The following is a 22,731-nucleotide window of genomic DNA, read 5'->3' as shown; positions in this document are numbered from 1 at the left end:
GGACCGGCGTACGCTCCGTGCATGTCCGTGTCGTCGCGAACCTCGGTTCGGCGGCCAGGCGTCGTCGAGTCGGTGATCAGTTGGGCCGTATGGGCCTTCGTCGGCATGATTGCCGTGTTGCTGGCGTTCGCCGCGATCTTTCCGGTGGGCTTCAGCGGCGCGTTTCCCGACCAGGCCGATGACGCGGCGACCATGGCGGGATGGGCGGTGCTCACCGTGGCGCTGGTCGTCCTGGCCCCGATCGGCATGGCGATCGGGCATTGGCGGCACTGGCACATCTGGTACTGGCCGGTGCTGTGCGCCGCCTCGGCGGGGACCACGCTGGTCTTGCTGCAGGCGTTGTAGACGTCGTATCGAGCGCGGTAGGACCGGCCACGTAAACTGGAGGGCCGGAGTTTTAACCGGAAAAGGGGCGTACCTGCATGAGCGGCCATTCCAAGTGGGCCACCACCAAGCACAAGAAGGCCGTCATCGACGCCAAGCGCGGCAAGATGTTCGCCAAGTTGATCAAGAACATCGAGGTCGCGGCACGTGTCGGCGGGGGAGACCCGGCCGGTAACCCCACCCTCTACGACGCCATCCAGAAGGCGAAGAAGAGCTCGGTGCCCAACGACAACATCGAGCGCGCCCGCAAGCGCGGCGGTGGTGAAGAGGCCGGTGGCGCCGACTGGCAGAACATCACCTACGAGGGCTACGGCCCCAACGGGGTGGCGGTGCTCATCGAGTGCCTCACCGACAACCGCAACCGCGCCGCAGGTGAAGTCCGCGTCGCGATGACCCGCAACGGCGGCAACATGGCCGACCCGGGCTCGGTGGCCTACCTGTTCTCCCGCAAGGGTGTGGTGACGCTGGAGAAGAACGGCCTGACCGAGGACGACGTGTTGATGGCCGTCCTGGAGGCCGGTGCCGAGGAGGTCAACGACCTCGGCGACTCCTTCGAGATCATCTCCGAGCCCACCGACCTGGTCGCGGTCCGCACCGCGCTGCAGGACGCGGGCATCGACTACGACTCCGCCGAGGCCAGCTTCCAGCCCTCGGTGAGCGTGCCGGTCGACCTGGAGGGCGCCCGCAAGGTGTTCAAGCTCGTCGACGCGCTGGAGGACAGCGACGACGTGCAAGAGGTCTACACCAACATCGACATCCCCGACGATGTCGCCGCGCAGCTCGACGAGGAGTAGTCACTGCCCGAGCCGCCCCCCTTCAGCCCCACCGTCGGGCTGCTCACCGTCAGCCGAGTCTGGGAGTCCGCGTTCACCGACGCGCTGAAACCGCTCGGGCTGACCACCCGCAAGTACGGGCTGCTGGGGCATGTTCGGGGGAATCCGGGCATCTCGTTCAGTGAACTCGCGCGACGTTCGCGCATCACCGTGCAGAGTGCGCACGCCGCCGTGGCGTCGTTCGTCGATGCGGGCCTGGTCGACGATGCGACGGCGCATGCCGGCGCCGCGTCGACACTGCAGGTCACGGCAAAAGGTGCGGCACTGTTGGACCGGGCCGCCGAGGTGGTGACCACACTCGATGCGCAGTTCGCCGCCGAACACCCCGAACTCACCGAAGCGCTCCGCGCGTATATGACCCGGATCATGTCGGGTTCCGCATAACCTTCAGCTAGGCTGAAGGTTATGGAAGGCGTGGGCGCATGAGTTTTCGGCACTACCTGCGCCGGCCGCCGGCTGTCAGCGCCGCCGAGGCGGTCCGGCTCGTCGACGAGGGCGCACTGGTCGTCGACGTGCGCCGCACGTTCGAGTGGAACCGGGTCCACATCCCAACCGCGGTGCACACGCCGCTCGAGGAATTGCCCGGGCGCTGCCTGGACCTTCCCGACGACCGCCTGATCATCACCTTCTGTACCGGCGGAATCCGGTCGGCTGGTGCGGCGAACCTGTTGGTGGAGAACGGTTTCGAGGCCGTCAACATGAGCGGCGGCCTGATCCACTGGCGCGCGGCGGGTGGGCCGCTGACCGGATGAGCGGATCAGCGTAGCGCTTCCTCGATGGGCGTCGGCCCGGAAATCACTTCGAAGGTCCGTCCGGCGGTCTCCGGCTCGTGCAGTACGGCGAGGAGTACCCGCGCGACGTCCTCGCGGGGGATGCTGCCGCGTCCGGTGGATTCGGCGACCGTGACATTGCCGGTGCCGGCATCGTCGGTGAGCCCGCCCGGCCGCACGATCGTCGCGCGCAGGCCGGTGCGGGCCCGCACGTCGGCATCGGCTTCGGACTTGGCCCGCATGTAGGCGCGGAACACCTCGTCATAGTTCTCGTCGAGCGAGCGATCATCGGCCGACAGCGCCGACACCATCACGTATCGGTCCACGCCCGCAGCCTCGGCGGCGTCGGCCAGCAGGATCGCGGCATCGCGATCCACGGTCTGCTTGCGGGCCGCCCCGCTACCCGGACCTGCGCCGGCCGCGAACACCACGGCGTCCGCGCCGCGCACCGCGTCGGCCACCTCGGCGACCGACGCGCTCTCCAGGTCCAGCACGACAGCGGTCGCGCCGGCCGCCTCCAGGTCAGCCGACTGGGCCGGGTTGCGGATCAGCCCGACCGCCTCGTCGCCTCGGGACGACAGCAACCGTTCGAGGATCAAGGCGATCTTTCCGTGTCCGCCGGCAATGACCACGCGCATATCCGTACCTCCCACGGACACGGTAGCCCCGGGTCACTGGGTCAGGAAGCGGCCGATCTCCTCGGCGGTCCGTTCGGGTTCATCGAGCATGATCAGCACGCGCGCGTCCTCGATCTGGCGCAGGTGTCCGTTGGGCAGCAGGTCGGCCAGTCGTCGTCCGTGTGCGGGCGGCATCACGGTGTTGTCGCTCCACAACACCAGCGCCGGGCCGGTGAAATCGGCGAGGGCGTTGGTGGCCCGGATCAACTCGGTCTTGTCGAATCGGCTGCGGCAGTAGTTGATCAGGTCACGGCGGATCCGCCGATCGGCCAATGCGGATTCGGTCCAACCCTCGAAAATATGTTGGGGGATTGGCTTTTTCGACATCTCGCCCCACAGCATCGGTTGCCGGCGCAACCACGCGATGCGCATCTGGCGCAGCGCGAAGGAGACGGTGCCGGTGGTGCGGCTGGCCAGCCACAGGACCTTGGCGTAGGGCGCCGGCGGGAAGTTGTCGAACGCCTCCGACGGGCAGATGACCAGCCGCGCAATACGTTTGTCGCGACCGGTGTCGGTCAGGAACAGCGGGCCGCCCCAGTCGCTGATGATCAGCGTGACGTCCGCCAGGTCCAGGGCGTCGAGGAAGTCGGCGACGACACCGAGCATCCCGTCCATCCTGAGATCGGCGTCCTCCCGCATCGGGACGCGGTGTCCGCCCATGGGGAGTACCGGCAGCAGATAGCGGAACCCGGCGGGCAGCAGTGGCAGCGTCGTAGACCACTGCGTGTCGTTCATCAAGAGTCCGTGCAGCAGCACCACAGGCGGACCGGCCGGATCGCCCTCTTCGCGATATTCGATGGTGCCCGCGGGCAGTTCGACTGATTTCATGACGGCCTTCCTGGCATTAGAACGATGATTCTAGAATTTATGCTCTAGTGTGTCGGGAGGAGGTTCAGATGGCAAGGTCCACGCGGGAGACGATCCTGACCGCCACCGCCGAACTGATGCGGCACAAGGGCTACGCGGCGGTCGGAATGAAGGACATCGTGGCGGCTTCCGGCGCCCCGATCGGTTCGCTCTACCACCACTTCCGCGGTGGCAAGCTGCAGATCGCCCGCGAGGCGCTGATCGACGCGGGTGTCGCCTACGGGATGCTGATTCCGACCATCGTCGACGACTACGACGACCTGGGGCATGCCGTCGAGGGTGTGTTCAACCAAGCCGCGGAAGACATGGCAGCCAGCGGGTTTGCGAACATGTGCCCCGTCGGCACCGTGGCGGCCGAAACCTCCGACACCGTCGAGGATCTGCGGGTCGTGGCAGCCGGGGTGTTCACCGCATGGTTCGACGGCGGCGCGGCCTATTTCGCCCAGCGCGGCGTGGACCCGGCAATGGCGCGTGAGGTGACGGTGGCACTCGTCGCCGCACTCGAAGGGGCGTTCATCCTGGCTCGCACGCTGCGTGACGTCGAGCCGCTGCTGGCTGCCGGCCGCGCACTGGCCCCGCAGTATCGGGGGATCGAACTGGGGGCGCGAGTGTTGACCGATACGCCGAATTGAGCGCACTGCGCCCCTCGTTCGCACCGTTACGGTGATCTCGGATGTCGTGCTGGGTCGCACGAGGGGAAGCGGGGGCGCATGGAGATCACGAACGAGGCGGTGACCGATCCGCACGGTGTCGGTTGGACGGTGCGGCGCAAGTGGATGTACGCCCCGGATACGTGGGGGGACTCCGACGGTGTGGTCGGTGCGATCTTCGCCGTCATCGTGCTGCTGGTTCTCCTGGCCTGGCCGTTCTGGTTCGTGGCGAAATTTCTGGGCGTGCCCTGGAAGATCGTGATCGAGCGGGCGGGCCGGGAAGTCGGCACCGAACGTGTCAGGGGCTGGCGGGCATCGGGGCGACGAATGGACGAGATCCGCCGGAGCGTCCTGGCGGCCGGTGTGTCGGACTACCGCTGATTGGCGTGTCCCTGCTGCCCCCTGTCGCCGTGGCCCGCTAGGCTATCGAACAGATGTTCTGACGAAGGGGTTCGTGTGCGGGTGATGGGAGTGGATCCCGGGTTGACGCGCTGCGGCCTGTCGGTGGTCGAGAGTGGCAAGGGCCGGCAGGTCACCGCACTCGATGTGGATGTGGTCCGCACCCCGGCTGACGCACCGCTGCAGAAGCGGCTGCTCGAGATCAGCAACGTGGCCGAGTACTGGATGGACACTCATCGGCCCGACGTGATCGCGATCGAGCGCGTCTTCGCCCAGCAGAATGTGTCAACGGTGATGGGTACTGCCCAGGCCGGCGGGGTGATCGCCCTGGCCGCCGCTCGGCGCGACATCGAGGTGCATTTCCACACTCCGTCGGAGGTGAAGGCCGCGGTCACCGGTAACGGGCGTGCCGACAAGGCCCAGGTCACCGAGATGATCACCAGAATTCTTGCGCTGCAGGCCAAGCCGACCCCGGCGGACGCCGCCGACGCGCTGGCCCTGGCCATCTGCCACTGCTGGCGCGCGCCGATGATCGCGCGGATGGCCGCTGCCGAGGCGATGGCCGCCGAGCAACGCCGCAAGTACCAGGCCCGGCTGAAAGCCACCGCGAAGGCAGGCCGGGCATGATCGCCTCGGTGCGCGGCGAGGTCATCGACATCGCCCTCGACCATGCCGTGATCGAGGCCGCCGGCGTCGGTTACAAGGTGATGGCGACACCTTCGACACTGGCCACACTGCGCCGTGGCACCGAGTCGCGGCTGATCACCGCGATGATCGTGCGCGAGGATTCGATGACCCTCTACGGGTTCGCCGACGGGGATGCCCGAGACCTTTTCCTGACGCTGCTGGGAGTGTCCGGCGTCGGGCCGAAGATCGCGTTGGCGACGCTGGCGGTCTACGACCCACAGGCCCTGCGCCAGGCTCTGGCCGACGGGGATGTGACGGCGCTGACCCGGGTCCCGGGAATCGGTAAGCGCGGTGCCGAACGCATGGTGCTGGAGCTGCGGGACAAGATCGGTCCGGTCACCCCCGGGGCGATCGGCGGGGCGATGGGTCACGCGGTCCGTGCCCCGGTGGTGGAAGCCCTTGTCGGGCTTGGTTTTGCGGCCAAACAGGCCGAGGAGGCCACCGACAAGGTCCTGGCCAACGACCCCGAGGCGACGACGGCCTCCGCACTGCGATCAGCGCTCTCCATGTTGGGTAAGAAGTAATGGGCCGTTTCGACGACGCCGACGAACCCGATGACCGGGAGGTCTCACCGGCGCTGACAGTCGGTGAAGGTGACATCGACGCCAGCCTGCGTCCGCGTTCGCTGGGGGAGTTCATCGGTCAGCCCCGCGTGCGCGAGCAGCTGCAGCTGGTCATCGAGGGTGCCAAGAACCGTGGTGGCACACCGGATCACATCCTGCTGTCCGGGCCTCCCGGGTTGGGCAAGACCTCGCTGGCGATGATCATCGCGGCCGAGCTGGGCTCCTCGCTGCGGCTCACCTCCGGCCCCGCGCTGGAGCGGGCCGGTGACCTGGCCGCGATGCTGTCCAACCTCGTCGAACACGATGTGCTGTTCATCGACGAGATCCACCGCATCGCCCGGCCCGCCGAGGAAATGCTGTATCTGGCAATGGAGGACTTCCGCGTCGACGTGGTGGTCGGCAAAGGCCCTGGCGCCACGTCGATCCCGCTCGAGGTCGCGCCTTTCACCCTGGTGGGGGCCACTACCCGGTCCGGAGCGCTGACCGGCCCGCTGCGCGACCGGTTCGGCTTCACCGCGCACATGGACTTCTACGAGCCGGTCGAGCTCGAGCGGGTGCTGGCCCGCTCGGCCGGCATCCTCGGCATCGAGTTGGGCTCCGAGGCCGGCACGGAGATCGCCCGACGTTCCCGTGGCACGCCTCGCATCGCCAACCGACTGCTGCGCCGGGTCCGGGACTACGCCGAGGTCCGCGCCGACGGTGTGATCACCCGCGATATCGCCAAGGCCGCGTTGGAGGTCTACGACGTCGACGAGCTCGGCCTCGACCGGCTCGACCGCGCCGTGCTCTCGGCGCTCACCCGCAGCTTCGGCGGCGGCCCGGTCGGGGTGTCGACCCTGGCGGTGGCGGTGGGCGAAGAAGCGACCACGGTCGAGGAAGTTTGCGAGCCCTTCCTGGTGCGCGCCGGCATGGTTGCCCGCACCCCGCGGGGCCGGGTGGCCACGCCGCTGGCATGGACGCATCTGGGCATGCAACCGCCAGTTACCGGACTGGGACAGCCCGGCCTGTTTGAATAGACGGCATGGTCATCGCCGGTCTGGTGTTCGCCGCGCTCGCCGCGGCCTTGCATGTCTACATCTTCGTGATGGAGTCGCTGACCTGGACTTCGCCGCGTACCCGCGCCACCTTCGGCATCAGCGAGGAAGAGGCGCAGGCCACCAAGGAATTGGCGTTCAACCAGGGCTTCTACAACTTGTTCCTGGCGATCGTCACCGTGGTCGGCATTGTCGCGGTTGGCCTGGGACACAACGGGGTTGGGCTTGCTCTGGTGTTCGCCGGGGTGGGGTCGATGCTGGCCGCCGCCGCGGTGCTGCTGACGAGCTCGCCGGACAAGGCGCGCGCGGCGATCACCCAGGGCATCTTCCCGCTGATCGCGGTCGTGCTCCTGGTCGTGGCGTTGCTGGTCTAGGCCGCGCGCTTGTTGATCACGAGGTGGATTTCTCGGGTCAACACCCGCAGGCCCCCGGCCAACGGTGGCGCGGTCGACCGATAGGTGGCACCGGTAGGGGTGATGAATTCTGTCGTGTGCCGGCCTGATTCGTCGACACCGGCCACCACCTGCCAGCCGGGGCTCTCTTTGACGTAATTGCAGCGCTCACACTGCCCCTGACCGTTGGCCGCGGAGGTCGGCCCGTTCCGGTGATGCGGCGTCACATGGTCGATGTGTCGGATCGGGGCGTTGCAGTAGGGCGTGCGGCAGGTTTGATCTCGGGTGGCGATGAACCGGGCCAGGCCTTTCGGGAACCGCCGGGACCGGGACTCCATCGCGACCAGTGCTCCGGTGTCCGGTGCGGCGTAGAGGCGACGCAGCGTCGCCCAGGAGTTCTCGTCCACGAGGGCGTTGCCGATCATGCGCCGGGCCGCCGCTGCGGGAATGGGCCCATGGCCCTGGAGGTATGCGGCCCGTGATGCGGGCGGTCAGGGTGTCGGCCATGACCTGACCGCGGTTGCGGCCGTCGGTGCAGCGGTCGGCGGCGTCGATGAGTGCGTAGCGTACGGATGCCGCGTCGGTCGCGGGCAGCACGGCCGTGACGATGGCCATGGCGTCCGGCGCCGGCCGGAAGGTGACGTTGCGATCCTCGGGTGCCCTGGTGGCCCGTTCGATGACGGCTATCGGATCGAGTTGGTAGGCAATGGTCTTGGCGTCCGCTGTCAGCCGCGCATCACCCAGGCCGATCAGCGTGGTGTGGTCGGCGCACAGTTGTTCGTCGAGGCGGCGCCGGTCGACGGGGGACAGGCAGGCCGCCTCCCGCACGATCAACCGGGCGCGGGATTCGGTGAGCACCCCGGATTCCAGGGCGGCCAATGTGCACGGCATGTCGCGCACGAGGATGCGGGCATCGGCGAGGTGATGGCTGCCGCGGGTGGGTGAATCCATGCGGGCCAATCCGATTTCCGAACCCAGTCCGCGGCCGCGCCGCGAGGCGGGTATCCCGGCGGCGGCTTCCGCTGTACGGCGGGCGGCCTCCAAGGCGGCGGTGGCGCGGGCCTGCCCGGCTGCGGCGGCAGACTTGAGCCGTTCGAGCTCGGCGATGCGATCCCGCAGTGCCGCCTCACCGGCACTGGGATCGATCCGCGCGAATTCTTCGAACATGTGTTCGACACTACCCCGACGGTCCGACAACCCGCGTCGCACGCCGTCTAAGTGTGGGTTTCCACCCATGCGGCCAGCGCGGCCAATGCCATTCGCGTACCGGTCTCGTTGTCGGCCGCGTTCACCGCGTCGGGAATCCCGTCGTGCTGGATCACGACTTCGGTGCCGCCTCCGGACTCGCGCAACGTCGTCGTCATCGTCATCACGCCGCCCAAGGCGGGATCGTCGCTCTCGAACTCGATGGTTTCGACGACTCGCTTATTCGGCACCAGCTCGACGAAACGGCCGTGATAGGTGTCGGTGTGGGCGCTGGTCTTTCCGATGGCGTCCGGTGAGTCGTAGTGCAGAGAGATGCGAAAGGTACCGCCGGAGCGGGCGTCGAATTCGTGCACCTCGCTGCGCATTCCGGACGGAACCCGCCACACCGCGATCGCGTCGGCGTCGATGAGCGCCCGATACACCGCGTCACGGGGTGCCCTGACGTCTCCGGAGACCCGGGTGCTGCCCATCTCACCACGCTACATACTGATCGGCCGCGGTCCTGGATAAGGACCGCGGCCGCTCAGGGGATTCTTCCCTTGTGGGGAAGTCTTTTTACAGCAATCCGAGCAGTTTCAGATCGCTGATGTACTTCACGATGACCTCGCGGGTGACATGCGGAATGTCCTTGTCCGGGCCGATCTTCGCGTCCTGCACTGCGGCACGGAACACGTCGGTCGGTGCCATCGCGCCGTTTACCGGCAGGCCGGGCTGCTGGTAGTTGTGCAGCAGCGGCAGCAGCGAGGCCTGACGCTGCTTGTCGGGCAACGCCCGCAACGTGGTCTCGAAGCGGGACAACCACTCCTGGTAGTCCTCGACGCGCTGGATCGGGTAGCCGGCCTCGACGAGCCAGTCGACGAACTCGTCCATGCCGAGGCCGTCATCGTGCGGGTTCATCACGTGGTAGGTCTCGAAGCCGTCCTGGACATGGGCGCCCAGGGTGGAGATGGCCTCGGCGATGAACTCGACGGGCAGGCCGTCGTAGTGCGAGCGCTGACGGTTGCCGTCCGCGTCCAGCTGGTTGAAGGACTTCGGCGCGACACCGGTGGCGACGAGGCTGAACATCATGCGGGTGAACATGTCCGGCAGGTTCAACTGCCCGGCATAGGTGGTGTCGGCCAGGATCATGTCGCAGCGGAACACCGTCACCGGCAGGCCGGCCAGATCGTGGGCTTCACGCAGCAGGACCTCGCCGGCCCACTTGCTGTTGCCGTACCCGTTGGCGTAGCCGTCATCGACGCGTCGAACCGGACTAATGGCTCGAATATCCCCGGACTCCACGAACTTTCCTGGCTCGATACCGCCGCCCACGCCGATGGTCGACACGTAAGCGAACGGCTTGATCCGCGTGGTGAGCGCGATACGGATGAGCTCGGCAGTGCCAAGTGCGTTGGGGCCGAACAGTTCGCTGTAGGGCAGCACGTGGTTGACCAACGCGGCCGGGTCGACGATGAAGTCGACGGTGTCGGCCAGGCGCTGCCAGGTCGCCTGGTCGAGGCCCAGGTCGGCTTCGCCCTTGTCGCCGGCGATCACTTCGAGGTGGTCGGCGGCCAGTTTCTGGTAGTGCGCCAACAGCTTCGGGTCGCCGCCGCTGTTAGGTCCAGCACTGTCGAAGGTCTTGTCGAGCCGTGCGCGGGCTTCCTCGTCGGACTTTGCCCGCACGAGGCAGATGACCTTGCCGTCAACCAGATCCATGCGCTCCAGCCATTCCAGGGCCAGATAACGACCCAGGAAACCGGTTGCGCCGGTGAGTAGTACGGTGCGGATCTCGCTGACCGGACCGGGCAGGCCCGGTGCGGCGGCCAACGTCGCGGCGTCGATGAACTTGTCCAGCGTCAGATCGGACGCATGGACCTCGGTCGCGTCGCGACCGTGCACCGAGGTGAAGGTCGGCCGCAGGTTGGTACCGGAGCGCTGAGCCTCGATGTACTCGGCGATGGTCCGAAGATCCGATGCCGGGCTGACGATGGCCGACACGGGCACCTCGACGTCGAAGATCTCCTGCAGCAGGTTTCCGAAGGTCAACGCGGACAGCGAATCCCCGCCCAGATCGGTGAAGTGGGCTTCGGGCGCGAGATCGGATGCCGCGGCACCCAGCAGGGCCCCGGCGGCACGGCTCACGGTGTCGAGGACGGGTGCGTCGGCACCACTGCGCCGCAGTTCACTGAGCTCGTTGGCCTGTCCTTCGGCCAGTTCCGTGTACAGCTGCTCCAACCGCTCGCCGTAATGGCTCTTCAGGTTGGGGCGGGCCAGCTTACGGATGCCGGTCAGCAGCCCATTCTCCAGGCTGAAAGGTGTTGTCTCCACGATGAAATCGCGGGGAATCTCGTAGGACTGCAGGCCCGCGACCCGGGCGGCGTCCTGGAGTGAGTCGTTGATCGCCTGCTTCGGCACGGTCGGGTCCGTCGGCACCACGACCGCCAGCAGATACGAGCGGGCGCTGTTGCCGTAGATGAAGATCTGGCGCACCAGCGGGCTGTCCCCGAAGACCGCCTCGAGCTTGGAGACGGTGACGAACTCGCCCTGCGACAACTTCAGCACGTTGTTGCGCCGGTCGAGGTACTCGACGTGGTCGGGGCCGAGCTCGGCGACGATGTCGCCGGTGCGGTAGTAGCCGTCCTCGTCGAACATCTCCGCGGTGATCTCGGGGCGCTTGTAGTAGCCGGGGAACATCTGCTCGGACTTCACCAGCAGCTCACCGCGCGGGTGGGGCTGGTCGGTGCGGAAGTAGCCCAGATCGGGCACGTCGACGAGCTTGTAGTCGATCACCGGCGGGCGCTGGATCTGGCCGTCGACGAAGACCGATCCTGCCTCGGTCGAGCCGTAGCCCTCAAGCAGGTGCATGTCGAGCAGGCGCTCGACCCAGGCCTTCATCTCCGCCGAGATCGGCGCCGAACCCGTCATCGCGGAGACGAACCGCCCGCCCAGCAGGTTCTCACGGACCTCGGCGAGCACCGCGTCCTCACTTCCGCCGGAGCGGTCGAGACGGCTCTGATACTCCTGGAACAGCATGTCCCAGATCCGCGGCACGAAGCTGAGCTGCGTGGGCCGGACCAGGGCGAGATCGTCCAGGAAGGTGGACAGGTCGCTGCGTGCGGCGAAGTAGGCGGTACCTCCCGAGCTCAGCGTCCCGATCAGGATGCCGCGGCCCATGACGTGGCTCATCGGCATGAAGTTGAGGGTGATCGCGGGCAGCACCGCCTGGTTCTCGTCCCAGGTGGCCTTCGACGCGAGCTGCCACATGTTGGCGACCTTGCTCTCCGGGTACATGGCGCCCTTGGGGGTGCCGGTGCTGCCGGAGGTGTAGATCAGCATGGTCAGCGGGTCGGCCTGACCCGGGGTGTACAGCGGTGCGTCAGCCAACGAGCGACCGCGGTCGAGGACGTCGGCCAACGGTTCGACGACGACGTCGGTGTCGGCCAGCGCAGCCTTGGCGGCCTCGAAGGTCTCACGTTGAACGTCGACCTGCGGGCGGTAGTCGAAGACCACCAGGCGACGGGGCGCGGGTCCGGAACGGACCAATTCGACTGCGTCGTCGAGGAAGTCGATGCTCGCCGCGATCACGGTCGGCTCGGTCTCGGCGACGATGGGCCGCAGTGTGGCGACCGGGGCGCTGGTCTGCAGCGGCACCGAGACGGCGCCGAGTTCGATGAGGGCGGTGTCGACGGTGGTGTAGTCGACGCTGGTGAACCCGAGGATGGCGACGCGGTCGCCGGGCTTCACCGGATGGTTGTGCCAGGCGTTGGTCACGGCCTGGATGCGGTCGCCGAGCTGGCGGTAGGTGATGGTGTCGAAACGGGGGAGCAGCTGGGCCGACGTGCGGCCGTCGGCGTCGGTGACGAGTTCCACGGCGCGCTGTCCGAGCGCGGGGCGGTCGGCGTACCCGGTGAGCACACCTTTGACGACGGCCGGCAGCCGCAGGTCAGGCTGGGCGACGGCGGCGTTGACGGCGTCGCTGGGGCGGGCGTCGGCGAACTGTGAATCGGTTTCGTAGAGCGTTGTGATCCGGCGTTGGAGCCGGTCCTCGCGTGTTTCGGTGGTCATATCGGTCCCCTGAGCAAATCAAAACAAATATCGTCGGCACGTTTTCCGCGCCTACTGATTACTACGTTAGTAAAACTAATTATATTTCGAGATGCCAGCTCCGGCGGTGCGAGATGCGTCACCCCCCGAACGAACGTGCGCTCGCCCCACGCCGGTGTGGGACGAGCGCACGGGGTTCTTACAGGAGGCCCAGCTGCTGCAGGTCGGTGATGTACTTGACGATCACCGCCGGGCTGACGTGGGGGATGTCCTTGTCGGGCCCGATCTTGGCTTCCTGCACGGCGGCCCGGAAGTGGTCGGTCGGCGCCAGCGCACCCAGCATCGGCCGCTCCGGCTGCTGGTAGTTGTGCAGCAGCGGCAGCAGTGAGGCCTGGCGCTGCCTGTCCGGCAGGGCGCGCAGGGTGCTCTCGAAACGCTGGATCCACTGCCCGTAGTCGGCGATGCGCTCGATCGGGTAGCCGGCCTCGATCAGCCAGTCGGTGAACTCGTCCATGCCGAGGCCGTCGTCGTAGGGGTTCATCACGTGGTAGGTCTCGAAGCTCTCCACGGATTGCCCGCCCAGCGTCGAGATCGACTCGGCGATGAACTCCACCGGCAGGCCGTCGTAGTGCGAGCGCTGGCGCTTGCCGTCGGCGTCGAGCTCGTAGAACGAGCCCGGTGCGATACCGCTGGCGACGAGGCTGAACATCATGCGGGTGAACATGTCGGGCAGGTTCAGCTGACCCGAGTACGTCGTGTCGGCCAGGATCATGTCGCAGCGGAACACCGCCACGGGCAGCCCACACAGATCGTTGGCCTCACGCAGCAGGACCTCGCCGGCCCACTTGCTGTTGCCGTAGCCGTTGGCGTAGCCGTCGTTGATCTTGCGGACCGCGCTCATCTCCCGGACGTCGACGTTCTCGACGAACTTCCCTGGCTCGATCTGGTCGCCCACGCCGATGGTCGACACGTAGGTGTACGGCTTGATCTTCGTGGTGAGCGCGATCTTGATCAGCTCGGCGGTACCGAGGGCGTTGGGCCCGAACAACTCGCTGTAGGGCAGCACGTGGTTGACCAGTGCGGCCGGGTCGACGATCAGGTCGACGTCGTCGGCCAGTCGCTGCCAGGTCTGCTGGTCCAGGCCGAGGTTCTCCTCGCCCTTGTCGCCGGCGATGACTTCGAGGTGGTCGGCGGCCAGATCCTGGTAGTGCGCAAGGAGTTTCGCGTCGCCGCTGTCGAAGGTGGCGTCCAACCGGGCGCGGGCCTCGGCGTCGCTCTTCGCGCGAACCAGGGCGATGACCTTGCCGTCGACCAGGTCCATCCGCTCGAGCCATTCCAGGGCCAGGTAGCGGCCGAGGAAGCCGGTGGCGCCGGTGAGCAGCACGGTGCGCACCTCGCTGTTCGCCTTGGGCAGGTTGGGTGCGTCGGCCAGGGTGTCCGCGTCGAGGAACTTGTCCAGCGTCAGGTCGGCGGCACTGACCTCGGCGGCATGCCGTCCGTGCACCGACGCGTAGGTCGGGCGCTTGGAGCCGCTGCGCTGCGTCTCGATGTAGCCGGCGATGGCGGCCAGGTCGTTGGCCGGGCTGACGATCACGCCGACCGGCACGTCCACATCGAAGATCTCCCGCAGCAGATTGCCGAAGGTCAACGCCGACAACGAATCTCCGCCGAGATCGGTGAAGTGGGCATCGGGCCCCAGGTCCGATGCCGCAGCGCCGAGCAGCGCACCGGCGGCCCGGCTCACGGTATCGAGCACCGGAGCGTCGGCACTCAGGGAGCGCAACGCCCGAAGCTCGCCGGCCTGCGTCTCGGCCAGATCGGTGTAGAGCTGTTCCAGCCGCTCGCCGTAGTGCGCCTTCAGCTTCGGCCATGCCAGCTTGCGGATGCCGGTCAGCAGGCTGTTCTCCAGCGTGAAAGGTGTTGTCTCCACGATGAAATCGCGGGGGATCTCGTAGGACTGCAGGTCGGCTTCCCTGGCGACCTCCTGCAGGGATTCGCTGATCGCCTCTTTGGAGACACTGGCGTCGGTGGGCACCACGACGGCCAGCAGGTAAGGCTGCGCGCTGTTGCCGTAGACGTAGATCTGTTGCACCAGTGGGCTGTTGCCGAACACTGCCTCCAGTTTGGCCAACGTGACGAACTCGCCCTGGGCGAGCTTGAGCACATTGTTGCGCCGGTCGACATAGCGGAGCTGGTCCGGGCCGATCTCCGCGACGACGTCGCCGGTCCGGTAGAAGCCGTCCTCGTCGAACACCGAAGCCGTGACCTCGGGACGCTTGTAGTAGCCGGGGAACAGGTTCTCGGTCTTGAGCAACAACTCGCCGCGCGGATACGGCTGATCGGTGCTGAAGTAACCCAGATCCGGGACGTCGACCAGCTTGTAGTCGATCACCGGCGGGCGCTGGGCCACACCGTCGAACAGCGCCATACCGGCCTCGGTCGAGCCGTAACCCTCAAGCAGGTGAATTCCGAGCATGTCTTCGGTCCAGGCCTTGAGCTCGGCCGAGATGGGTGCCGAGCCGGTCATCGCCGCGACGAACCGGCCGCCGAGGACCTTGTCCCGCACCTCGGCGAGCACCTCGGCCTCGACCGCATCCCGGTCCTGTTCGCCGTCGGCCAGGCGGTGATCGACCCGGCTCTGGAACTCGCTGTGGATCATCTCCCACACGCGCGGAACGAAATTCAGTTCGGTGGGCCGCGTCAGGGCGAGGTCCTCCAACAGCGTGGACAGGTCGCTGCGGGCCGCGAAGTAGCAGGTGCCACCGGCCGCGAGTGACGCGTACAGGATGCCGCGGCCCATCACGTGGCTCATCGGCATGAAGCTCAGGTTGATGGCTGAGCTGACCGGCCCGAGCCAGGCCTTGCTGTTGCGCCGCCAGAACTTGGCGACCGAACCCTGCAGGTACATCGCACCCTTGGGGGCGCCGGTGCTGCCGGAGGTGTAGATCAGCAACGCCAGCGGGTCGGTGCCGTCGGTCTCGGGTGCCGGGGGTGTCGGCAGCTCGCCGCCGCGGGCCAGCAGGTCGGCCAGGGTGTGCACCTCGGCGTTGGTCCCTGCGGCGAGACGCTCGGTGGCCGATGCCACCGCGTCGCGGTGGTCATCGATCTCGGCGTGGTGATCGAAGACGAGCACCTGGGCCGGAGCGTGGGCGGTGAGCGCCAGCTCGACGGCATCGGCGAGGTGGTCGACACTCGCCGCGATCACCCGCGGCTCGGTCTCGGTCACGATCGGTGCCAGCGACTCGGCCGAGGAGCTGGTCTGCAGGGGGACAGAGACCGCGCCGATCTGGCCCAGTGCGGTGTCGATCACGGTGTAGTCGGCGCTGGTGAATCCGAGGATGGCGACCCGGTCGCCGGCTGCGACGCCGGAGGCGTGCAATGCCGCGGCGAGGGCGCGGACCCGGTCGGCGAGCTGGCCGTAGCTGATGGTGTCGAAGCGGGGCAGCAGGCGCGCGGTGGTCCGCCCGGTGGCCGGGTCGGCGACGAATTCGAGGGCGCGCTCTCCGAGCGCGGGCCGCTCGGAATAGCCCTGCAGGACGGTCTCGACAATTTCGGGAAGGAGGAGGCCGGGGACGTCGACGGCGGCGGTGACGGTGTCGCTGGGGATCGCGGCGGCGAACTGTGGATCGGTGGCAGTCAGATCGGCGATACGGCTCGCCAGTTGCTCATCACGAGTATCAAACGACATCAAAAACCCTCTTTACAGATAGCTGAAATAATCACCTGCGCGACGTTGCGCTATCGAACTACTACGTTAGTGAAACTAAACTTATTTCCGGAAAACCAGCTTCTCGGCTGTCAATGTGCTGTGAGTCTGACCGATCGGGCGTCCAACCCGGATAAAGCCTGCTAACCGGCGTCAGCGGATTGCCGGAATCACCGATTGCGGGGGAGTTCGCCCGGCGAGGACCTCCACCACCGCCGTGGGATCGGGTACCGCGACGAGCAGGTCGCGTGCGGCGGCCAGGGCGCGATCCGATGGCGCGACGCCGCCCACGGCATCGGCCAGATCGAGCAGATGCACGGTTGCCTCCAGCAACGCGACCTCGGCGACCACGCCGAGCGTGGCGCTGCCGATCACCGGGTAGCTGATCACCGTCTCGCCGGCACGGTCCATCTCCGGCATGCGGCGCAGCCGGTCCGCCGCATCGACGAAGCGTGCCGCGGCCGCCGCAGGTCGCAACGCCGAAGCCTCGTGCACGGCGTGTTCGGCGATCCGGTCCGCCGTGGTGCGGGCGACGCCGCCTGGCTGGTTGAAGATGCGCAGCATCTCGGCGGCGTCCGTCACCGCGGGTGGGCCGTCCGCCCGGGCCTTGGCCAGCTCCTCGAACGTCGTGGCCTCCGGGCACACGTGGGCAACCAGCGATTGCACGTCCCAGGCCCCACATCGGGTGGGGGTCCGCCACTGCGCCTCGGTGAGGCCGGCGCACCGGTGCCCCCATCGTTCCCAGGCGGCGGCCAACTCATCGCGCAGGACATTCCCGACGAGACGCATCCCCTCAGGGTAGGAGCGTTACTGCCACTGAGTTTGGGGTACCCACCGGGGTGTCAAAGGAGGCATCATGACCGAATTCGATACCCGCGGTGGTCGGCTACGCATGCGGCGCAGCCGCGGTGCGGCCAGCGGCCTTTTGCTGGTTCTACTGGGAATCTGGGGTGCGCTGATCCCGTTCATCGGGCCGTACTTCGACTTCGCCTTCACCCCGGACCAAGCCTGGGTGTGGACGTCGGCGCGCGGCTGGTTGGAGGTGCTTCCGGGGGCTGTCACGGCGCTGGGCGGCCTGCTCCTGCTGGTTTCGGGTAACCGGGCCACGGCCCATTTCGGCGCATGGCTGGCAGTTCTGGGCGGAGCGTGGTTCGTGATCGGCCGCGCGCTCGCCGGGCCGTTGGGCCTCGGCGACGCCGGAATGCCGATCGCGGTGACCGACGCCAAGCGGGTGTCGCTGGAGTTGGCGTACTTCTCCGGGCTCGGCGCGCTGATCGTGTTGCTGGGGGCCATGGCAGTCGGCCGACTGTCGGTCAGCAGTGTGCGTGACGTCGAATACGCGCAACGCCCCGTCGCCACGGCGACGTCGGCCGAACGCGTCGCGGTTGCCGACTCCCGTGCGGCAGACGACGTGCCTGCGCGCGAGCGCCGGCACTGGGGCGGGCTGTTCGGCCGTCGCCACACCCACGCGCATTGACGCGTCAGAGGTCGCGCAGGATCAGCTCCAGCACGTCGAGTCCCTCGACGAGCAGTTCGTCGCTGATCGTCAACGGCGGCAGGAAGCGCAGCACATTTCCGTAGGTGCCGCAGGACAGCACGATCACCCCCGCCGCATGGGCGCCGGCGCACAGCGCCTTGGTGAGTTCCGCGTCGGGGGTGGTGGTGCCGGCCTTGACCAGCTCGACGGCGATCATCGCGCCGCGGCCGCGCACGTCGCCGATGCGGTCGTCCTCGGCCTGCAACCGGCCCAGCCGGTCCTTCATCAGCAGTTCGATGTGCTGGGCACGGGCTACCAGACCGTCGGCCTCGATCGTCTCGATCGTGGCCAGGGCCGCCGCACACGCGATCGGATTGCCGCCGTAGGTACCGCCGAGTCCGGACACGTGCGGCGAGTCCATGATCTCGGCGCGTCCGGTCACCGCGGACAGCGGCAGGCCGTCGGCGATGCCCTTGGCGGTGACGATGAGGTCGGGATCGATGCCCTCGTGCTCACAAGCGAACATCGCGCCCGTCCGGGCGAACCCGGTCTGCACTTCGTCGGCGATGAACACCACATTGTTGTCGCGGCACCACCCCAGCAGCGCAGGCAGGAAGCCGTCGGCCGGGACGATGAACCCGCCCTCACCCTGGATGGGTTCGATGATGACCGCAGCCAGGTTGTCCGCGCCGACCTGCTTCTCCATCACGTCGATGGCCCGCCTGGCCGCGAGCGCGCCGTCGGTGGCCAGCTCCTTGCCGAACTCGGCATCGCGGAAGGGGTAGGACAGCGGCGCCCGGTAGATCTCGGGGGCGAACGGGCCGAACCCGTGCTTGTACGGCATGGACTTCGCGGTCAGCGCCATCGTGAGGTTGGTGCGCCCGTGATAGGCGTGGTCGAAGGCGACGACGGCGGACTTGTGGGTGTGGGAACGCGCGATCTTGACCGCGTTCTCCACCGCCTCGGACCCCGAGTTGAACAGCGCCGAACGCTTCTCACCGCGGACCGGCGTCAGCCGGTTGAGGTGCTCGCAGACCGCGACGTACTGCTCGTACGGCGTCACCATGAAACACGTGTGGGTGAACTCGCCGGCCTGCGCGGCCACCGCCTCGACCACCCGCGGCGACGAGTTGCCGATGGTGGTGACAGCAATGCCCGAGCCCAGGTCGATGAGCCGGTTGCCGTCGACGTCTTCGACGATGCCGCCACCGGCACGCGCGGCGTACACGGGCATCGTGTTGCCCACGCCCCGGGCGACCGCAGCCGTTTTTCGGCCGATCAACGCCTCAGATCTGGGGCCGGGGATGGTGGTGGCCAGATGGCGACTCTGCTCGGGATGACTCAACACTGCCTCCTCGACAGGGAAGGGCGGCATCGGAAAGAACGCGTACTGAGCCTAGTCGCGTGGCCCGCCAGTCGGCGGCGAATGGGGTGGTCCGGGTCGGCGGCGGTATCGTGGCCTCGGTCGCCCTGACATCTGACACAACACGAAAGACATAACTGACATGGATCTCGTCATCTTCCTGCCCCTGCTGATCGTCATGGGCGCGTTTATGTTCTTCGCGTCGCGTCGTCAGCGCAAGGCCATGCAGGCCACCATCGACCTGCACAACTCGCTGCAGATCGGCGATCGCGTGCACACCACCTCGGGCCTGCAGGGCACGATCACCGGTATCACCGACGACAACGTCGACCTGGAGATCGCCCCCGGCGTCGTCACCACCTGGATGAAGCTCGCCGTCCGCGACCGCATCGAGGAAGACACCGACGACGAGGCCGGCACCGACGTCCCGGCGGCGGCGACCGAACTGACCGAGAGCACCGGTGTCACCGACACCGACGGCCTCAAGAAAGACTGACCGCAGAGCACCCAGGACAAGCACGTACCCTTTGCGGTGCTGACGAACTGATCTCGAGGAGACCCTAGAAACGTGGCATCGTCTTCGGCGCCGGTGCATCCTGCGCGCTACCTGACACTTTTCCTGGTCCTTCTGATCGGCGTTTATCTGCTGGTGTTCCTCACCGGCGACAAGCAGGCCAAGCCCAAACTCGGCATTGACCTGCAGGGCGGTACCCGGGTGACGCTGACAGCGCGCACCCCGGACGGCTCGACGCCGACCAGAGAGGCTCTCAACCAGGCCCAACAAATCATCAGTGCCCGCGTCGACGGTCTCGGCGTCTCGGGCTCGGAGGTCGTCATCGACGGCGACAACCTGGTGATCACAGTTCCGGGTAACGACGGCAGCGAGGCCCGCAACCTGGGCCAGACCGCGCGTCTGTACATCCGGCCCGTCGTGCACGCGATGCCCGCCAAGCCGCCGGCCCAGCAGGGCCAGCAGCCGGGCGCAGGCGCTCCGGGGGCCCCTGCGGCGCCCGGAGTACCCGTGGCTCCGGGGGCACCGGGCGCTGTGCCCGGGCTTCCCGGCGCGATTCCGGGTCTGACCCCTGGCGCCCCGGGCGAGGCACCCATGGCACCCCCGGCCGGGGAGCAGCCCGCTCCGCCCGCCGGTGAGCCCGTCCCGGCGCCCCAGCCGCGGCCCTACCCGCTGGATCCCGCGCCGACTCCCGGCGAACCGACTCCGGCCCCCGCCCCGGGTCAGCCCGGCCCGGCACCTGCCCCGGCCCCCGCGCCGGCACCGCCCAAGCCCGGTGACGCCAAGGCCGCACTGGCCCAACGCATCTCCGACGAGAAGGAACTACGGCAGAGCACCAACCCGTCGATCCAGATCCTGGCGCTGCAGTACCAGGCCACCCGTTGCGGTGACGAAGATGTGCTGGCCGGCAACGACGACCCGAACCTGCCGCTGATCACCTGCTCGCAGGACGGCCAGACCGTCTACCTGCTGAGCAAGTCGATCATGAGCGGCGAGGAGATCGCCGACGCCACCTCCGGCCTGAACCAGCAGCAGGGCCAGTACGTCGTCGACGTGACCTTCAAGAGCGGGGGAGCCAAGACCTGGGCCGACTTCACCGCGGCGAACGTCGGCACGCAGACGGCGTTCACCCTCGACTCACAGGTGGTCAGCGCCCCCGAGATCCGGGAGGCCATCCCCGGCGGCAACACCCAGATCACCGGCCAGTTCACTTCGGACTCGGCCAAGGAACTGGCCAACGTGCTCAAGTACGGCTCGCTGCCGCTGTCGTTCGAATCGTCGGAGGCCGAGACGGTTTCGGCGACCCTGGGCCTGTCCTCGATGCGCGCCGGCCTGATCGCGGGTGCGGTCGGCCTGGCCGCGGTGCTGCTGTACTCGCTGCTGTATTACCGCGTGCTCGGCCTGCTGGTGGCGCTGTCGCTGGTCGCTGCCGGCGCGATGGTCTTCGCGATCCTGGTGTTGCTCGGCAGATACATCGGCTACACGCTGGACCTGGCCGGTATCGCCGGTCTGATCATCGGTATCGGCACGACGGCGGACTCCTTCGTGGTGTTCTTCGAACGAATAAAGGACGAGATCCGTGAAGGCCGGTCCTTCCGGTCGGCGGTGCCCCGAGGCTGGGCACGCGCCCGCAAGACGATCGTGTCCGGCAACGCCGTGACCTTCCTGGCCGCCGCGGTGCTCTACTTCCTGGCGATCGGCCAGGTCAAGGGCTTCGCGTTCACCCTGGGATTGACCACCATCCTGGACATCGTGGTGGTGTTCCTGGTGACCTGGCCGCTGGTGTACCTGGCCTCGAAGTCCCCGACGATGGCAAAACCTGCCCTCAACGGTCTCGGCGCGGTGCAACAGATCGCGCGGGAACGCCGGGAGGCTTCGCATGCGACCGCGGGACGGGGATAAGCACATGGCAGCAGCAAAGAACACAGCTGACGACACGACCGCCGAGGACGTCAAGGACACCTCGGTGGAGAAGCCGAGCATCGAATCCAGCGCTGCGGCACTGCCGAAGCACGGATTCTTCGTCCGGCTCTACACCGGTACCGGCGCCTTCGAGGTGATCGGACGCCGCAAGCTCTGGTACGCGGTCAGCGGAATCATCGTCGCGATCTGCGTCGCCAGCATGGTGTTGCGCGGGTTCACCTTCGGAATCGACTTCGAGGGCGGCACGAAGGTGTCCATGCCCTCGGCCGGTTCCGAAGGCATCGTCTCGGTCCAGCAGGTCGAGGACGTCTTCAACAAGACCCTGAACCGGGCGCCCGAGTCGGTCGTGCTGGTCGGCAGCGGCGCCTCGGCGACGGTGCAGATCCGTTCGGAGACGTTGTCCAACGACGAGACCGAGAAGCTGCGCACCGCGCTGTTCGACGCGTTCCACCCCAAGGGCAGCGACGGGCAGCCCAGCAAGCAGGTGATCAGCGACTCGGCGGTGTCCGAGACCTGGGGTGGCCAGATCACCCAGAAGGCGTTGATCGCGCTGGTGGTGTTCGTGGTGCTGGCCTCGATCTACATCGCCTGGCGCTATGAGCGCTACATGGCGATGGCGGCGATGGCCACCCTGGTCTTCGACCTCGTCGTGACGGCAGGCGTCTACTCGCTGGTCGGGTTCGAGGTCACCCCGGCCACCGTCATCGGTTTGCTGACGATCCTGGGCTTCTCGCTGTATGACACGGTGATCGTGTTCGACAAGGTCGAGGAGAACACCCACGGGTTCGAGCACACCACTCGCCGAACGTTCGCCGAGCAGGCCAACCTCGCCGTGAACCAGACCTTCATGCGTTCGATCAACACCAGCCTCATCTCGGTGTTGCCGATCGTGGCGCTGATGGTGATCGCGGTGTGGCTGCTGGGCGTCGGGACCCTGATGGACCTGGCACTGGTCCAGCTGGTCGGCGTCATCGTCGGTACCTACTCGTCGATCTATTTCGCGACGCCGCTGCTGGTGACGCTGCGCGAGCGCACAGAACTGGTGCGCAAACACACCAAGCGGGTGCTCAATCGGCGGGAGAAGGGCGGCAAGGCCTCGGCGGCCACCAAGGACACAGCCGACGCCTCTGACGCCGAAGTCACCGAGTCCGCTGCCGAGACGGTGTCGGCAGCGGTTGCCGCCGAGCCCGCACCGGCCAAGCCGGCGCCGGGGGCGCGTCCGCGGACCGGACGTCCGTCGGGCAAGCGGAACACCCGGCGGTAAAC

21 protein-coding genes and 1 pseudogene are annotated in these 22,731 nt (G+C 67.5%); 14 read left to right on the top strand and 8 right to left on the bottom strand.

The window, feature by feature from the left end:
• Positions 1-21: 21 nt before the first annotated feature.
• From ACNQR1_RS23490 to ACNQR1_RS23475, 4 genes are all read left to right on the top strand, one after another.
• Positions 22-345: a hypothetical protein gene (locus tag ACNQR1_RS23490; RefSeq protein WP_418048092.1), complete on the top strand. Its 324-nt coding sequence runs from the start codon at positions 22-24 to the stop codon at positions 343-345.
• Between the two features lie 77 nt (positions 346-422).
• Complete coding sequence (locus ACNQR1_RS23485; protein WP_418048091.1) at positions 423-1,178, top strand: YebC/PmpR family DNA-binding transcriptional regulator; 756 nt, start codon at positions 423-425, stop codon at positions 1,176-1,178.
• A 3-nt stretch (positions 1,179-1,181) separates the two neighbouring features.
• Positions 1,182-1,601 carry a MarR family winged helix-turn-helix transcriptional regulator gene (locus ACNQR1_RS23480; protein ID WP_418050471.1) on the top strand — a complete coding sequence of 140 codons (420 nt, stop codon included), beginning with the start codon at positions 1,182-1,184 and terminating at the stop codon, positions 1,599-1,601.
• Between the two features lie 38 nt (positions 1,602-1,639).
• A complete protein-coding gene (locus ACNQR1_RS23475; protein WP_418048090.1) occupies positions 1,640-1,969 on the top strand; it encodes a rhodanese-like domain-containing protein in 330 nt (109 codons plus the stop codon).
• Positions 1,970-1,974: 5 nt separating this feature from the next.
• On the opposite strand, the gene ACNQR1_RS23470 is transcribed toward ACNQR1_RS23475, so the two are convergent.
• Positions 1,975-2,625 (bottom strand): NAD(P)H-binding protein, encoded by a 651-nt coding sequence (locus tag ACNQR1_RS23470; protein ID WP_418048089.1) that lies wholly within the window; start codon positions 2,623-2,625, stop codon positions 1,975-1,977.
• Positions 2,626-2,658: 33 nt separating this feature from the next.
• A complete protein-coding gene (locus ACNQR1_RS23465; RefSeq protein ID WP_418048088.1) occupies positions 2,659-3,492 on the bottom strand; it encodes an alpha/beta fold hydrolase in 834 nt (277 codons plus the stop codon).
• 68 nt (positions 3,493-3,560) lie between these two features.
• Between ACNQR1_RS23465 and ACNQR1_RS23460 the strand changes: the two genes are divergently transcribed.
• The 6 genes from ACNQR1_RS23460 (at position 3,561) to ACNQR1_RS23435 (ending at position 7,238) form a co-directional block, all read left to right on the top strand.
• The gene (locus ACNQR1_RS23460; protein ID WP_418048087.1) at positions 3,561-4,163 is read left to right on the top strand and encodes a TetR/AcrR family transcriptional regulator; all 603 of its coding nucleotides are present in this window, start codon (positions 3,561-3,563) and stop codon (positions 4,161-4,163) included.
• A gap of 78 nt (positions 4,164-4,241) precedes the next feature.
• On the top strand, positions 4,242-4,562 hold the full coding sequence (locus tag ACNQR1_RS23455; RefSeq protein ID WP_418048086.1) for a hypothetical protein: 321 nt from the start codon (positions 4,242-4,244) through the stop codon (positions 4,560-4,562).
• Positions 4,563-4,637: 75 nt separating this feature from the next.
• Positions 4,638-5,207, top strand: a complete 570-nt coding sequence (gene ruvC, locus ACNQR1_RS23450) for a crossover junction endodeoxyribonuclease RuvC (RefSeq protein ID WP_418048085.1) — start codon at positions 4,638-4,640, stop codon at positions 5,205-5,207.
• Complete coding sequence (gene ruvA / locus ACNQR1_RS23445; RefSeq protein ID WP_418048084.1) at positions 5,204-5,791, top strand: Holliday junction branch migration protein RuvA; 588 nt, start codon at positions 5,204-5,206, stop codon at positions 5,789-5,791. Before ruvC ends, ruvA begins: the two co-directional genes overlap by 4 nt.
• Positions 5,791-6,846 (top strand): Holliday junction branch migration DNA helicase RuvB, encoded by a 1,056-nt coding sequence (ruvB, locus tag ACNQR1_RS23440; RefSeq protein WP_418048083.1) that lies wholly within the window; start codon positions 5,791-5,793, stop codon positions 6,844-6,846. Before ruvA ends, ruvB begins: the two co-directional genes overlap by 1 nt.
• A gap of 5 nt (positions 6,847-6,851) precedes the next feature.
• The gene (locus ACNQR1_RS23435) at positions 6,852-7,238 is read left to right on the top strand and encodes a DUF1304 domain-containing protein (RefSeq protein WP_418048082.1); all 387 of its coding nucleotides are present in this window, start codon (positions 6,852-6,854) and stop codon (positions 7,236-7,238) included.
• Here ACNQR1_RS23435 and ACNQR1_RS23430 read toward each other — a convergent pair.
• The 5 genes and pseudogenes from ACNQR1_RS23430 to ACNQR1_RS23410 form a co-directional block, all read right to left on the bottom strand.
• Positions 7,235-8,423 (bottom strand): annotated as a pseudogene (locus tag ACNQR1_RS23430) (HNH endonuclease). The gene ACNQR1_RS23435 and the pseudogene ACNQR1_RS23430 sit on opposite strands and share 4 nt — an antisense overlap.
• A 47-nt stretch (positions 8,424-8,470) precedes the next feature.
• Positions 8,471-8,932: an SRPBCC family protein gene (locus ACNQR1_RS23425; protein ID WP_418048081.1), complete on the bottom strand. Its 462-nt coding sequence runs from the start codon at positions 8,930-8,932 to the stop codon at positions 8,471-8,473.
• 85 nt (positions 8,933-9,017) lie between these two features.
• Positions 9,018-12,506, bottom strand: coding sequence for a carboxylic acid reductase (car, locus tag ACNQR1_RS23420; protein ID WP_418048080.1), 3,489 nt, complete (start codon positions 12,504-12,506; stop codon positions 9,018-9,020).
• Positions 12,507-12,684: 178 nt separating this feature from the next.
• Positions 12,685-16,173 (bottom strand): carboxylic acid reductase, encoded by a 3,489-nt coding sequence (car, locus tag ACNQR1_RS23415; protein WP_418048079.1) that lies wholly within the window; start codon positions 16,171-16,173, stop codon positions 12,685-12,687.
• Between the two features lie 171 nt (positions 16,174-16,344).
• Positions 16,345-16,980: a maleylpyruvate isomerase N-terminal domain-containing protein gene (locus tag ACNQR1_RS23410; RefSeq protein WP_418048078.1), complete on the bottom strand. Its 636-nt coding sequence runs from the start codon at positions 16,978-16,980 to the stop codon at positions 16,345-16,347.
• Between the two features lie 67 nt (positions 16,981-17,047).
• On the opposite strand from ACNQR1_RS23410, the gene ACNQR1_RS23405 reads away from it, so the two are divergent.
• Positions 17,048-17,668: a hypothetical protein gene (locus tag ACNQR1_RS23405; RefSeq protein ID WP_418048077.1), complete on the top strand. Its 621-nt coding sequence runs from the start codon at positions 17,048-17,050 to the stop codon at positions 17,666-17,668.
• 4 nt (positions 17,669-17,672) lie between these two features.
• Here ACNQR1_RS23405 and gabT read toward each other — a convergent pair whose 3' ends face one another.
• On the bottom strand, positions 17,673-19,013 hold the full coding sequence (gabT, locus tag ACNQR1_RS23400) for a 4-aminobutyrate--2-oxoglutarate transaminase (protein WP_418048076.1): 1,341 nt from the start codon (positions 19,011-19,013) through the stop codon (positions 17,673-17,675).
• A 160-nt stretch (positions 19,014-19,173) separates the two neighbouring features.
• On the opposite strand from gabT, the gene yajC reads away from it, so the two are divergent.
• From yajC to secF, 3 genes are all read left to right on the top strand, one after another.
• Entirely contained in the window at positions 19,174-19,527 is a 354-nt protein-coding gene (gene yajC, locus ACNQR1_RS23395; RefSeq protein WP_418048075.1) for a preprotein translocase subunit YajC, read from the top strand.
• 72 nt (positions 19,528-19,599) lie between these two features.
• Positions 19,600-21,444 (top strand): protein translocase subunit SecD, encoded by a 1,845-nt coding sequence (secD, locus tag ACNQR1_RS23390; RefSeq protein WP_418048074.1) that lies wholly within the window; start codon positions 19,600-19,602, stop codon positions 21,442-21,444.
• Positions 21,445-21,448: 4 nt separating this feature from the next.
• Positions 21,449-22,729, top strand: coding sequence for a protein translocase subunit SecF (gene secF, locus ACNQR1_RS23385; RefSeq protein ID WP_418048073.1), 1,281 nt, complete (start codon positions 21,449-21,451; stop codon positions 22,727-22,729).
• Positions 22,730-22,731: the final 2 nt, after the last annotated feature.

Source organism: Mycobacterium sp. 48b, assembly GCF_048282725.1.
GTDB lineage: Bacteria > Actinomycetota > Actinomycetes > Mycobacteriales > Mycobacteriaceae > Mycobacterium.
This window is presented reverse-complemented; position numbering and strand designations above follow the sequence as displayed.